Here is an 11,963-nt window from a genome sequence, read left to right as displayed (position 1 = left end):
GTATCCGCCTTCGGCCGTCACCACGCTCTCATCTCCTGCGGGCGGACGGAACGCGCGCTGCGCCGGCCCGAAAACTCGGATGAATCGGCGAGATCGCTCTGCGACCATCCGGAACGTGGACTTCGCCGGGGTTTTCGAGACGCACGTGACCGTTCGCGGGGACGCCCGCGCCGTCGCGGAATGGGCGGCGGCGCGCGGCGTGAAGTTCGTCCACATCGTGCTGGAGCGCGGCAGGGTCGCGTCGCAGCCGATGCTGACGCTGCCCTTCGGGGGGACGCTGGACGAGGCGCGGGCGGACGCCGCGCGGACCGTGCGGGATCTGGAGGCGGACGGGTTCGCGGTGGCCCGCGTGAAGATCGAGGCGGCGCCCTGGAACGCGGGGGTGCCGGTCACGGACGGCGAGGCGCTCGGCCCCGCGTACTACTTCGAGCACCACGTGAAGCTGCTCCTCGACGCGGGCGCCGACACGGGCGCCGGCACGGGCGCCGAGACGGAGGCGCTCGCACGCACCGTCCGTCCGCATGCCGCGCACGTGTCGCGAAATGCCCGCCGTGTCCGGTCGGACGGACGGCGGGAGCGGTTCGTCACCCAGCGCTGCAGGCGGGTCGGCGCGCGGACGGCGGGCGCCCGGCTGGACGCCCTCACCGCGGCGCTGCGGGCGGACGGGCACGAGATCGCCGGGGTGGAGCGGGAGTTCGTCGTGTTCGACGGCGACGAGTCCCTGGACGACGGCTGGATCGAGGAGCCGTGATGAGCGGTGACATGAAGGACGTGGGCTGGGAGCCGCACCGGCTCACCGGCGGGGGCCGGCCGGTGGTGCCCGACGAGGACGTGGTCCACGAGGCGGTGTTCCTCGAGCCGGTCGGCTACCGCGAGGCGCCGCGCCGCAGGGTGCCGCGGTTCGCGACGGCGGCGGAGGAGGCACGCCGGCGGGAGGCGCACCGCGAGGCCCTGGGGCACGTTCTCCGGGCGGTCTCCGGCTCTCCCTGGGCGGACGAGCTGGTACTGCGGGGCAGCCTCCTGCTGCGGGCCTGGTACGGGGCGGAGGCGCGGGAGCCGGGCGACGTCGACCTCGTCGTCCTGCCGCCGGAGCTGCCGGCGTCCGACCACTGGTCGCGGCGGATCCTGGAGGGCGTCGCGGCGCTGGCGGAGCACGAGTCGCGGGACGGGGAGCGCGGCGGGGACGTCGAGATCGACGCCGGCGGCGCCGTCTGGTGGGAGCTGTTCGCCTATTCGGACTCGCCGGGGCGGAGGCTGTCGCTGCCGTGGCGGTCCCACGACGGGTGGCTCGGGAGCGTGCAGATCGACTTCTCGTTCGGCGAGCCGCTCCCGCAGGAGCCGGACGTCGCGTTCGTCCCGGTGCCCGGCGGGGAGGTGCCGCTGCGGTCGGTGACGCCGGAGCTGTCGCTGGCCTGGAAGCTGCACTGGCTGGTCAACGAGATCCCGCGGCAGCCCAAGGACCTCTACGACGCGTGGCTCCTCGCGCGGCACGCACGGGTCGATCGCGAGCTGGTCCGGGCGGTGGCCGGCACGGCCCGGATCGCCGGCGGCCGGGACCCCCTGGACGTGCGGCCGAAGGAGCGGCCGTCCTTCCCCGCGCACGAGTGGTACGCGGCGTGCCCGGACGGCGCGGGCCCGCCGGAACGGTACGTCCGGGAACTGGCCGAGCGCCTGCGTGAGTGCTGACGGGAGGCGGACGCGAGAGGACGGGCCCCCGACCGGCGTTCGTGCCGGTCGGGGGCCCGCGTGGCTCGGCCGGCGGGGGGCTGGGAGGTCCCCCCGCCACTCGATCAGCCGAGACCGTTCCGCATGGAGGTGATCAGCTCACCTCCCGTGGTGTCGCCGCTCAGCTCCCAGAAGAAGGCCCCGCCGAGGCCTTCGCCCTTGGCCCAGCCCATCTTGCCGCCGATGGTGGAGGGGGTGTCGTAGCTCCACCACTGGTTCCCGCACTTGGCGTAGGCGGTCCCGGCGACGGTCCCGGTGGCGGGGCACCGGCTCTTCAGGACCTTGTAGTCCTCGATGCCGGCCTCGTAGGTGCCGGGTGCGGCGCCGGTGGCGGTGCCGCCCGGCCCGGACTGGGTGACGCCGGTCCAGCCGCGCCCGTAGAAGCCGACGCCGAGCAGCAGCTTGCTCGCCGGGACGCCCATCGAGGTGAGCTTCGCCATCGTGTCCGCGCTGTTGAAGCCCTGCTGGGGGATGCCCGGGTAGGACGTCAGCGGCGAGTGCGGGGCCGTCGGGCCCTGCGCCGCCCACGCGCCGAAGAAGTCGTAGGTCATGGGCAGGTACCAGTCGACGTACCGGGCCGCGCCCGCGTAGTCGGCCTTCTCCAGCTTGCCGCCGTCGCTCGCGTCCGCGGTGATAGCGGCGGTGACGAGGTTGTCGTTCCCGAACCTGTTCCGCAGCGCGCCCATCATGTTCTCGAACGCCTCGGGGCCGCTGGTGTCGCAGGTGAGGCCGCAGGCGTTCGGGTACTCCCAGTCGATGTCGATGCCGTCGAACACGTCGGCCCAGCGCGGGTCCTCGACCAGGTTGTAGCAGGACTCCGCGAACGCCTGGGGGTTCTGCGCGGCCTGGCCGAAACCGCCCGACCAGGTCCAGCCGCCGAACGACCAGAGGATCTTGATGTGCGGGTACATCTCCTTCAGCTTGCGGAGCTGGTTGAAGTTGCCGCGCAGGGGCTGGTCCCAGGTGTCGGCGACGCCGTCCACGCTCTGCTCGGCCGTGTACGCCTTCTCGTAGTCGGCGAACGAGTCCCCGATCGTGCACTTGCCGCCGGACACGTTGCCGAAGGCGTAGTTGATGTGGGTGAGCTTCTCGGCCGATCCGCTCGTCCGGATGTTCTTGACGTGGTAGTTGCGCTGGTAGATGCCCCACTGCGTGAAGTACCCGATGACCTTGTCGCCGCCCGGTCCGGGCTGGCCGCCGCCCGCGCCGGTGGTGACGGACACGGCGCCGGACGCGGCGGACACGTTCCCGGCGGCGTCGCGCGCCCGGACCGTGAACGTGTAGGCGGTCTCGGCGGTCAGGCCGGTGACGGTCGCCCCGGTGCCGGTCACGCTCTGCACCTTGGTGCCGCCCCGGAAGACGTCGTAGCCGGTGACGCCGACGTTGTCGGTGGCGGCGGTCCAGGCCAGCGTGACGCTGGTGGCGGTCTTCCCGGTGGAGCGCAGGCCGGTCGGCGCGCTCGGCGCCTCGGTGTCGTCGCCGGGCCCGCCGGACCCGTCGCAGGCGGCGCCGTTGACCGTGCAGCCGGTGAGCCAGCCGGGCCCGGTGCCGTTGAACCCGAAGCTCGTGCTCGCGCCCGCCGCGACCGTCCCGTTCCAGCCGCTGTTGGTGAAGGTGTACCGGTTCCCGGAGACGGTCTTGGTCGCGTTCCAGGTCGCCCCGATGGACGTCCCGGACGGCAGGTCGCCGACGACCGTCCAGCCGTCGAGCGCCGTGCCCGTCCCGTTGGTGATCGTGCAGCGGCCCTCGAACCCGGTGCCCCAGTCGGACGTCTTGGTGCAGGTGGCGGTGACGGTCCCGGCTGACGCCGCCGGGGGCGCCGCCAGCAGTCCGGTGGTCGCCGCGAGGATGGCCGCGCCCGCGAGCGCGATGGCCCGCCGTACGCCCGGTCTTGACATGATTCTCCGTTCGTTCGGCCCCCGAGCGAAACAGGAATCCCCGACTCAACTCTTAGGAAACTTTCCTAAGAATTGTGGCGATGGTAACCGGGCGGATCCGGCCGTTCAAGGGCCCGGCGGGCCGCCGCGCGCCGCCGCACGGGCGGTTCGGGCGCTGGTCCGGGCGTCGGCCTGCACACGTACGTACCGGGCGGGCGGCGGAAAAAGTTCGGCCCGGAAGGTCAGCCCGCGCCGAACCAGCCGGGCGCGTCCAGGCGCCACGGGTCGGCGGGCGTGACGGCGCGCAGGTCGTCCTCCAGGGCGCGGACGCGGTCGGCGCCAAGCCGTTCCGACCAGCCCGTGCGGACGCGCTCGAAGGCCGCCTCGGAGCGCTCCAGCGCGTCGACCGCCCGCGCCGTGAGCCGGACGGTCTTGCGCCGGGCGTCGCCCGGGTCGGGCACCCGCTCCAGGTAGCCGGCGCGCTCGAGCGTCTCGATCATCTTGCCCGCGGCCTGCTTGGACACGCCGAGCCGGCGACCCAGCTCGGCGGCCGAGGAACCGCCGCGCATGATCGCCTGGAAGACGAACCCGTGCGTCGGGCGCAGGTCGGGATGGCCGTGCGCGGCCAGGTCGGCGTGCACCTCGTCGATGCACGCGCGGAACGCCAGGAACATCCGCAGGGGCAGCTCGAAGCCGGGAGACTCGCTTGACATAAAAGACAACCTCGTTGACTATATGGACAACCGCTTTGTCTAATTTAGGGGATCCCGCCATGACGCTCGTCCGCGACGCCGACGGCCGCCGCACCGAAACGCCGAACGGCACCATGACCACGTTCGCCACGCCCGCCCAGGGCGGCACCACCGGGCTCGCCGTCTGGCGCGTCGACATGCTCCCCGGGAAGACCGGACCGCGGCACGCCTTCGACACCGAGCAGGTGTGGACGTTCCTGGACGGCGCGGCGACCGTCGAGGTCGACGGGCGCACCGAGCGCGTCGGCCCCGGCGACACGCTCGTCCTGCCCGCCGGCGCCGCCCGGCGGATGACCGCCGGCCCGGAGACGGGCTTCACCGCCGTCGTCGCCGCGCACGCCGGCTGCCTCGTCTACGACCCGGACGCGCTCGTCGATCCGGAGAAGTGCGACATCGCGCCCCAGGGCCACGAACGGCTCGTCCCGCCGTGGGCACGGTGACCGGACGATCGAGCAGGGACGGCTACGCCCCCAGGTAGGCGAGGACCGCGAGCACGCGCCGGTTGTCGTCCTCCGACGGGGGCAGCCCCAGCTTGCCGAAGATGCTGTTCGTGTGCTTGCTGACGGCCTTCTCGGTGACGAACATCCGCGCGGCGATCGCGGCGTTCGTCCGTCCCTCGGCCATCAGCCCGAGCACCTCGCGCTCGCGGGGGGTCAGCGCCCGCAGCGGCTCCTCGCGGGCGTGCCGGGTGAGCAGCTGCGCGACGACGTCCGGGTCGAGGGCGGTGCCGCCGCCGGCGACCCGGCGCACCGCCTCGACGAACTGCTTGACGTCCGACACCCGGTCCTTGAGCAGGTAGCCGATGCCGCCGCTGCTGTCGGACAGCAGCTCCCGCGCGTACAGCTGCTCCACGTGCTGCGACAGGACCAGCACCGGCAGCCCGGGGATCTCCCGGCGGGCCGCCAGCGCCGCCACCAGCCCCTCGTCGGTAAAGGTCGGCGGTAGCCGGACGTCCACGACCGCGACGTCCGGGCGGTGCGCGGTCAGCGCCCGCAGCAGCGACGGCCCGTTGTCCACCGCCTCGACGACCTCGAAGCCGAAGGCCTCGAGCAGCCTGATCAGGCCGTCCCGGAGGAGGGCGAGGTCCTCGGCGATGACAACGCGCACGGCAGCTCCATGGTCACGACGGTCGGTCCGCCGGGCGGGCTCGTCACCGCCATCGTCCCGTCGAAGGCGGCCAGCCGCCGCTCGATCCCGCGGAGGCCGCTGCCGCGCGCGGGGTCCGCGCCGCCCGTCCCGTCGTCCCCGACGATCATAAGCAACCGCCGGCCGTCGTGCTCCAGCTGAACCCACGCCCGCCGGGCCGCCGAGTGCTTGACCACGTTCGCGAGGATCTCCGCGACGGCGAAGTAGGCCGCCGACTCCACCGGGGCGTCCGCGCGTCCGGGCAGCTCCATCCGGACGTCGACCGGCAGCGGCAGCCCGAGCGCGAGCGCCCGCACCGCGCCCTCCAGGCCCCGCTCCGCCAGCACCGGCGGGTGGATACCGCGGACGAGGTCGCGCAGCTCCGTCAGCGCGGTGCCGCCGGCCTCGCGCGCCTCGGCGAGCAGCCGCCCCGCCGCCTCCGGATCGTTCTTCAGCACCTCCTCGGCCAGCCCGATGTTCATGCTCAGCGCGACGAGCCGCGCCTGCGCGCCGTCGTGCAGGTCGCGCTCGATGCGGCGCAGCTCGGCGGCCGACGCGTCCACCGTGTCCGACCGCGTCTCGGCGAGCCGCTCCACCCGCGCCTCCAGCGCGCTCCGCGTCGGTGCCAGCAGCGACCGGCAGAACAGCGCGTGCCCCTTGAGGGCCAGCGTGCCCGCCGGGACCGACACCGCCGTGAGCGCCGCGGCCAGGACGACCGTCCCGACGTAGCCGGTCGCGCCCCAGTCGTCCAGCATCCAGAACGGGCCCCAGCCGTAGTCCGCGACCAGCGAGACCAGCGGCGCGACGAAGAGGCCCTCCAGCCCGTACAGGGTCAGGCCGCCCGCGAGCACCCCGAGGACCAGCCCGATCGGGAGGTTCAGCAGCGACCAGAGCAGGTCCCGCCACGTCGCCGGGTCGCCGAGCAGCCGCCCCAGCCGCCGGAACGGCCCCGTCTCGCCGGACGGGCGGTCCCGGTAGGGCACCGGGATCGACACCCCGGACCAGTCCGCCGCCCACCGCCGCTGCTGGTTGGCCACGCCGCGCAGCGCGGCCACCATGACCGGGGTCAGGTAGATCCCCGCGCCCAGCGGGATGAAGAGGATCGACAGCACCGTCAGGATGAGCAGCGGCAGCACGGCCGCGTACGCCACGACGATCTGGATCAGGCCGCGCACGAAGTTCAGGAAGGCGCGCTGGACGAACCCTCCGCCGCGATCGACCGTCCGCGCGTGCTCGTTCACTGTTCCTCCCTGCGTCCAACGGTGCCCTGCGGCCATTCTCGGCGTCCACTGCCACGGACGGCAGTGGGGTCAAGCCCCCGATCGGCGTGGCCGGAGGTGGAGTTACCTCTACTGTCTCCGGCAGTGACCGGGGAGGGAGGCGAGGCGCGTGGACGCCGGACGCTACGTGTTCCTGGACCCGGACGGCACCCAGGGGGAGTGGCTGTACGTCGTCGTCCAGGCCGGGACAGGGGTCGTCTACCAGCAGCAATACGGCGGGACGGCGACGCTGCTCGGCGGCGTGGAGGGCTACCTCGTCCCGATCGCCGCCCGCGACCCGGTGACCGGACGCGACGGACTGCGCGAGCTTCGCGACGTCTTCGAGCGGACCCTGCGCGGTGCCGGCGTCGCAGGAGCGGGGCCTCGCGGGATCGGACCCGGACTGCTCGACCGGATCCGGTCGGCGGTCGGTGCGCTGCGCTTCTGGCCGTCCGGCCCGTCCGCCGAGCCCGGCACCGGCCGGGCACCGCTCCGGCTGGACGAGGAACGCCTCCCCGAACTGGACGAGGCGTGGGTCCCCGTCCGGACGCCCGACGGGCCCGGCGTCCTGATGTGGGACAACTCCGACTGATCGCGACGTCCCGGGCGGCGGGCGGGACCGTCGGAGGGAGGCCGTACGGTGGGCGGGCGGCGTACCGGGAACCGGGTACGCCGGGGCGACAAGACAAGCGGGCCGGTTCCCTGGACAATGCACTGCGATACCCAGGGGAGAAAGCGAATCGAAGTTGTGACAGCGACCACTGGCCAGACGGCCACCGAGCAGACCGTTACCGACCAGTCCGCGGGCGGGCGGGCCGCCGCCGGTGGCCCGCCGCCGGTCACCCGGCGGATCGCCGACGAGATCGGCGTCCGCGAAGGACAGGTGCGGGTCGCGGTGGACCTGCTCGACGGCGGGGCGACCGTCCCGTTCATCGCCCGCTACCGCAAGGAGGCGACCGGCGCGCTCGACGACGCGCAGCTGCGGGCCCTGGAGGAGCGGCTGCGCTACCTCCGCGAACTGGACGAGCGGCGTACCGCGATCCTGGAGTCGATCGAGTCGCAGGGCAAGCTGACCGACGAGCTGCGCGACCGCATCACGGCGGCCGAGTCGAAGGCGCGGCTGGAGGACATCTACCTCCCGTACAAGCCCAAGCGGCGCACCAAGGCGCAGATCGCCCGCGAGGCGGGCCTCGAACCGCTCGCCGAGCTGCTGCTGGACGACCCGTCCCGCGACCCGCAGGACGAGGCGGGCGCGTACGTCGACGCCGAGAAGGGCGTCGCCGACGCGGCCGCCGCGCTGGAGGGCGCCCGCGCCGTCCTCGTCGAGCGGTTCGCCGAGGACGCCGACCTGATCGGCGAGCTGCGCGAGCGCATGTGGAAGCGGGGCCGCATGACCTCGCGCGTCCGGGAGGGCAAGGAGGAGGCCGGAGCCAAGTTCGCCGACTACTTCGAGTTCGCCGAACCGATCGAGAAGCTGCCCTCGCACCGCGTCCTCGCGCTGTTCCGCGGGGAGAAGGAGGAGGTCCTCGACCTCGATCTCGAACCGGAGGAGGAGCCGCGCGAGCCCGGCGTCCGGACGTCCTACGAGGCGGAGATCGCGCGCCGGTTCGGCGTCGCCGACGAGGGCCGCCCGGCCGACGGGTGGCTCGCCGACACCGTCCGCTGGGCGTGGCGCACCCGGATCCTGGTGCACCTCGGCATCGACCTGCGCACCCGGCTGCGGCAGGAGGCCGAGGACGAGGCCGTCCGGGTGTTCGCCGCGAACCTGCGCGACCTGCTGCTGGCCGCGCCCGCCGGATCCCGTTCCACCATGGGCCTGGACCCGGGCCTGCGCACCGGGGTGAAGGTCGCCGTCGTGGACGCCACCGGAAAGGTCACCGCGACCGAGACGATCTACCCGCACGAGCCGCGGCGCAAGTGGGACGAGTCGATCGAGACGCTCGCGAAGCTGGCCCGCGAGCACAACGTCGACCTGGTCTCGATCGGCAACGGGACGGCGTCGCGGGAGACCGACAAGCTCGCCGCCGACCTGATCGCCCGGCATCCCGACCTCAAGCTCACCAAGATCATGGTGTCGGAGGCGGGCGCGTCGGTGTACTCGGCGTCGGAGTACGCGGGCCGCGAGCTGCCCGGGATGGACGTGTCGCTGCGCGGCGCCGTCTCGATCGCCCGCCGGCTGCAGGACCCGCTCGCCGAGCTCGTCAAGATCGACCCCAAGTCGATCGGCGTCGGCCAGTACCAGCACGACGTGTCCGACGTGAAGCTCTCGCGCTCGCTCGACGCCGTCGTGGAGGACTGTGTCAACGCGGTCGGCGTCGACGTCAACACCGCGTCGGCGCCGCTGCTGACCCGCGTCTCCGGCATCGGCGAGGGCCTCGCGGACAACATCGTCGCGCACCGCGACGCCAACGGCCCGTTCCGCGGCCGCGCCGGGCTCAAGGACGTCCCGCGTCTCGGCCCCAAGGCGTTCGAGCAGTGCGCGGGCTTCCTGCGCATCCGCGGCGGCGACGACCCGCTCGACGCGTCGTCGGTCCACCCGGAGTCGTACCCGGTGGTGCACCGCATCCTCGAATCGGCGGGCGGCGACCTGGGCGGGCTGATCGGCAACACCGCCGTGCTGCGCGGCCTGCGCCCGGACCGGTTCGTCGACGAGACGTTCGGCCTCCCGACCGTCACCGACATCCTCGCCGAACTGGAGAAGCCCGGCCGCGACCCGCGGCCGGCGTTCCGGACGGCCGCGTTCAAGGAGGGCGTCGACAAGCTCTCCGACCTCGAACCGGGGATGATCCTCGAGGGCGTCGTGACGAACGTGGCCGCCTTCGGCGCGTTCGTCGACGTCGGCGTGCACCAGGACGGGCTCGTCCACATCTCCGCGATGTCCGACAAGTTCGTGTCCGACCCGCGCGAGGTGGCCAAGCCGGGCGACATCGTCCGGGTCAAGGTGCTGGACGTCGACCTGCAGCGCAAGCGCATCTCGCTGACGCTGCGGCTGGACGACGAGCCGGGCCGCGAGCAGGGCGGCCGGCGCGGCGACTCCCGCGACCGGCGGCAGGGCCGCGGCGGCCAGGGCGGTCAGGGCGGCGGCCAGGGCGGCCAAGGCGGCGGTCAGGGCGGCGGCCAAGGCGGCCAGGGCGGCGGCCAAGGCGGCCGAGGCGGCCAGGGCGGCGGTCAGGGCCGCGGTCAGAACCCGCGCGGCGGTCGCGGCCAGGGCGGCGGCGGTGGACGCGGCGGCCAAGGCGGCGGCGGCCGTGGCCAGGGCGGGGGCCGTGGCGGCCAGGGCGGCTCCTCCGGCGGCGGCGCGATGGCCGACGCGCTGCGCCGCGCGGGCCTCGACAAGGGGCTCCCGGACGACGGCCGCAAGGGCGGCAAGCGCCGCTAGGCCGGCGCGGCGGGCCGCCGTCCCCTCGCGCGTCGAGCGGAACGGCGGCCCCCACCGCACCCGCGACCGTCCCGCCGGTCGACGTGCGGACGGCGAGCGTGCGGCCGCGAACGTGCGGCGTCGAACGTCGAACGTCGAACGTCGAGCGGCGGGCCGTGGCCTTCCGAGGGGCGGCCCGGCCCGCCGACCGTCGGGGCCGGGGGTGTGCGGCCCTGTCGGCGGCGGTGTCAGCGCCGGTGCCGGTCCCGGTCCTCGGACGGCTCCGGGTGGCGCTGCTGCGGCACGTCCCAGCGTCCGGACGGCCCCCGTCCGAGCGGGTCCTGCGCGTACGGACCGGGCTGCGGCGGCTCCTGCCGCCAGGGCGGCTCGCCGTCGCGCGGGCCGCGCTCCCCGTATCCCTGGTCGCCGTATCCCTGGTCGCCGTACGCGGGCGCGCCCAGTACCGGCTCGGCGGAGCCGGGGCCGCCGAAGCCCCGCCCTCCGGACCCGGGGTCGCCGAGCGCGGGCCCGCGGGCGGACCTCCCGCCGAACGGGTCGCGCGCCGCCTCCTCGCGCTCGCGGACGGCGTCCCGCTCCCCGCCGGCGACCGGGCGGTGCCGGGGGAACTGCCAGACGGCGATCGCGGCGAGCACCAGCGCCCCGATCCGCATCGCCGACCGGTCCGCCTCGTCCGGCCACGGCTGCCCGTACACGAACGTGCCCATGACGAGCAGGTACGACTTCGCGCACACGGTCATGACGGTCGACACGATCGACACCCGGCAGCGCTGGAACGCCGCGACCATGATCCCGAACCCGATCGCCGCCGCCAGCACCGTCAGGTACGGCCACGGCGTGCCCAGGATCGCGAGTTCCGCGCGGTGCGCGTGGTCGCTCCACCCCTTGATCGCGATCTCGGCGGTGCCGACCGGGAGACCGGACGCGATGCCGTAGGCGATCCCGGTGACCGGCCGCGCGTGCCGCCCGTCCGGCCGGTGGTCGCCGACGACGAGGATCAGCAGCGGCAGCAGCACCGCCGGCGCGATCACCAGGCCGAGCTTCCACGGCGGCGCGTCCGCCGAGCTGATCGGCTCGTCGCCGACCACGGACGCCGCCAGCAGCAGGATCGCCGCGCCGGTGAGCAGCAGGCTCAGCCACTCGCGCGGGGTGAGCCGCTCGCCGAAGAACGCCAGCGCGATGATCAGCAGCGGGACGATGCCCGACATGAAGATCGGCACGGCGGTCGGCAGCGACAGCTTGCTCAGGGCCACGATCTGCAGGCTCAGCCCGCCGAGGACCAGCCCCAGCCCGATCAGGAACACCCAGTTGCTCAGGATCGTCCAGATCATGTGCAGGATGCGGTTGCCCCGGAGCGTCGCCATCCGGTCCGCCGCCAGCTTGAACACGGCGAACCCGACGTAATACAGGGCTGTTGCAGAGAAAGCCGCGGTTATCCCGTTCATCCCGGATGAGTATGAAGGCTCCGGGTGCCCGATGTCACTGCCCGTGCGGTCCCGTTGACGCGGAATCGCCATCCCGACCCTCGCGACGTGCGCGGATGCCTCACGTCACTCGCGCGTTCACGTAGCGTCCCGCGCGCGTTGCCCGCTGTTTCGTCCCGTCCGTTTCCATGACACCGGGGGCCGCCGGCCTGCCGGTGGGCCGTCCGCCCGGGGTTCCGCCCGGGGCGGTGCGGGCCCGCCCCGGGATTCTCGGTGCCCGCGGACCTCCGATGTCCGCAGACGGCGCCCGTACCCCATAGACTTGCGCGCGAAGGCGCGGAGCCGTATTAGGCGTGCCCGCGCCGCCCTGAGACACTGCCGGGCTGAGGAATGACGCGCAGCCGGGACCGGTCGGCCGGGAACGA

Annotated in this window: 10 protein-coding genes; 5 read left to right on the top strand and 5 right to left on the bottom strand. The window is 74.0% G+C overall.

Translation table 11 applies throughout. The features are described from left to right. Window positions 1–115: 115 nt before the first annotated feature. Both F7P10_RS08030 and F7P10_RS08025 read left to right on the top strand, forming a co-directional pair. Complete coding sequence (locus F7P10_RS08030; protein ID WP_254716476.1) at window positions 116–751, top strand: hypothetical protein; 636 nt, start codon at window positions 116–118, stop codon at window positions 749–751. Further along, window positions 751–1,686, top strand: coding sequence for a nucleotidyl transferase AbiEii/AbiGii toxin family protein (locus F7P10_RS08025; protein ID WP_151008772.1), 936 nt, complete (start codon window positions 751–753; stop codon window positions 1,684–1,686). The genes F7P10_RS08030 and F7P10_RS08025 overlap by 1 nt, the downstream gene beginning before the upstream one ends. A 104-nt stretch (window positions 1,687–1,790) precedes the next feature. Here F7P10_RS08025 and F7P10_RS45025 read toward each other — a convergent pair whose 3' ends face one another. Next, complete coding sequence (locus tag F7P10_RS45025; protein WP_151008771.1) at window positions 1,791–3,623, bottom strand: glycoside hydrolase family 18 chitinase; 1,833 nt, start codon at window positions 3,621–3,623, stop codon at window positions 1,791–1,793. A gap of 221 nt (window positions 3,624–3,844) precedes the next feature. Beyond that, the gene (locus tag F7P10_RS08015; protein ID WP_151008770.1) at window positions 3,845–4,315 is read right to left on the bottom strand and encodes a MarR family winged helix-turn-helix transcriptional regulator; all 471 of its coding nucleotides are present in this window, start codon (window positions 4,313–4,315) and stop codon (window positions 3,845–3,847) included. 59 nt (window positions 4,316–4,374) lie between these two features. Here F7P10_RS08015 and F7P10_RS08010 point away from each other — a divergent pair, with 59 nt between their 5' ends. Then, the gene (locus tag F7P10_RS08010; protein WP_151008769.1) at window positions 4,375–4,794 is read left to right on the top strand and encodes a cupin domain-containing protein; all 420 of its coding nucleotides are present in this window, start codon (window positions 4,375–4,377) and stop codon (window positions 4,792–4,794) included. A gap of 22 nt (window positions 4,795–4,816) precedes the next feature. Here F7P10_RS08010 and F7P10_RS08005 read toward each other — a convergent pair whose 3' ends face one another. Next, on the bottom strand, window positions 4,817–5,461 hold the full coding sequence (locus F7P10_RS08005; protein WP_151008768.1) for a response regulator transcription factor: 645 nt from the start codon (window positions 5,459–5,461) through the stop codon (window positions 4,817–4,819). After that, on the bottom strand, window positions 5,413–6,720 hold the full coding sequence (locus F7P10_RS08000) for a sensor histidine kinase (RefSeq protein ID WP_254716475.1): 1,308 nt from the start codon (window positions 6,718–6,720) through the stop codon (window positions 5,413–5,415). The genes F7P10_RS08005 and F7P10_RS08000 overlap by 49 nt, the downstream gene beginning before the upstream one ends. Window positions 6,721–6,868: 148 nt before the next feature. Here F7P10_RS08000 and F7P10_RS07995 point away from each other — a divergent pair, with 148 nt between their 5' ends. Beyond that, window positions 6,869–7,330 (top strand): DUF6210 family protein, encoded by a 462-nt coding sequence (locus tag F7P10_RS07995; RefSeq protein ID WP_151008766.1) that lies wholly within the window; start codon window positions 6,869–6,871, stop codon window positions 7,328–7,330. Window positions 7,331–7,588: 258 nt separating this feature from the next. Continuing rightward, window positions 7,589–10,117, top strand: coding sequence for a Tex family protein (locus tag F7P10_RS07990; RefSeq protein WP_302851473.1), 2,529 nt, complete (start codon window positions 7,589–7,591; stop codon window positions 10,115–10,117). Between the two features lie 227 nt (window positions 10,118–10,344). Here F7P10_RS07990 and F7P10_RS07985 read toward each other — a convergent pair whose 3' ends face one another. Beyond that, window positions 10,345–11,559: a hypothetical protein gene (locus F7P10_RS07985; protein WP_176611351.1), complete on the bottom strand. Its 1,215-nt coding sequence runs from the start codon at window positions 11,557–11,559 to the stop codon at window positions 10,345–10,347. Window positions 11,560–11,963 lie beyond the last annotated feature (404 nt).

The sequence above is a fragment of the Actinomadura sp. WMMB 499 genome (genome assembly GCF_008824145.1).
Taxonomy (GTDB): Bacteria; Actinomycetota; Actinomycetes; order Streptosporangiales; family Streptosporangiaceae; genus Spirillospora.
This window is presented reverse-complemented; position numbering and strand designations above follow the sequence as displayed.

Excerpts from the sequence above, each read along its gene's own strand:
- F7P10_RS08025 (WP_151008772.1), top strand. The coding sequence starts at position 751 with ATGAGCGGTGACATGAAGGACGTGGGCTGGGAGCCGCACCGGCTCACC.
- F7P10_RS45025 (WP_151008771.1), bottom strand. The coding sequence starts at position 3,623 with ATGTCAAGACCGGGCGTACGGCGGGCCATCGCGCTCGCGGGCGCGGCC.
- F7P10_RS08015 (WP_151008770.1), bottom strand. The coding sequence starts at position 4,315 with ATGTCAAGCGAGTCTCCCGGCTTCGAGCTGCCCCTGCGGATGTTCCTG.
- F7P10_RS08010 (WP_151008769.1), top strand. The coding sequence starts at position 4,375 with ATGACGCTCGTCCGCGACGCCGACGGCCGCCGCACCGAAACGCCGAAC.
- F7P10_RS07985 (WP_176611351.1), bottom strand. The coding sequence starts at position 11,559 with ATGAACGGGATAACCGCGGCTTTCTCTGCAACAGCCCTGTATTACGTC.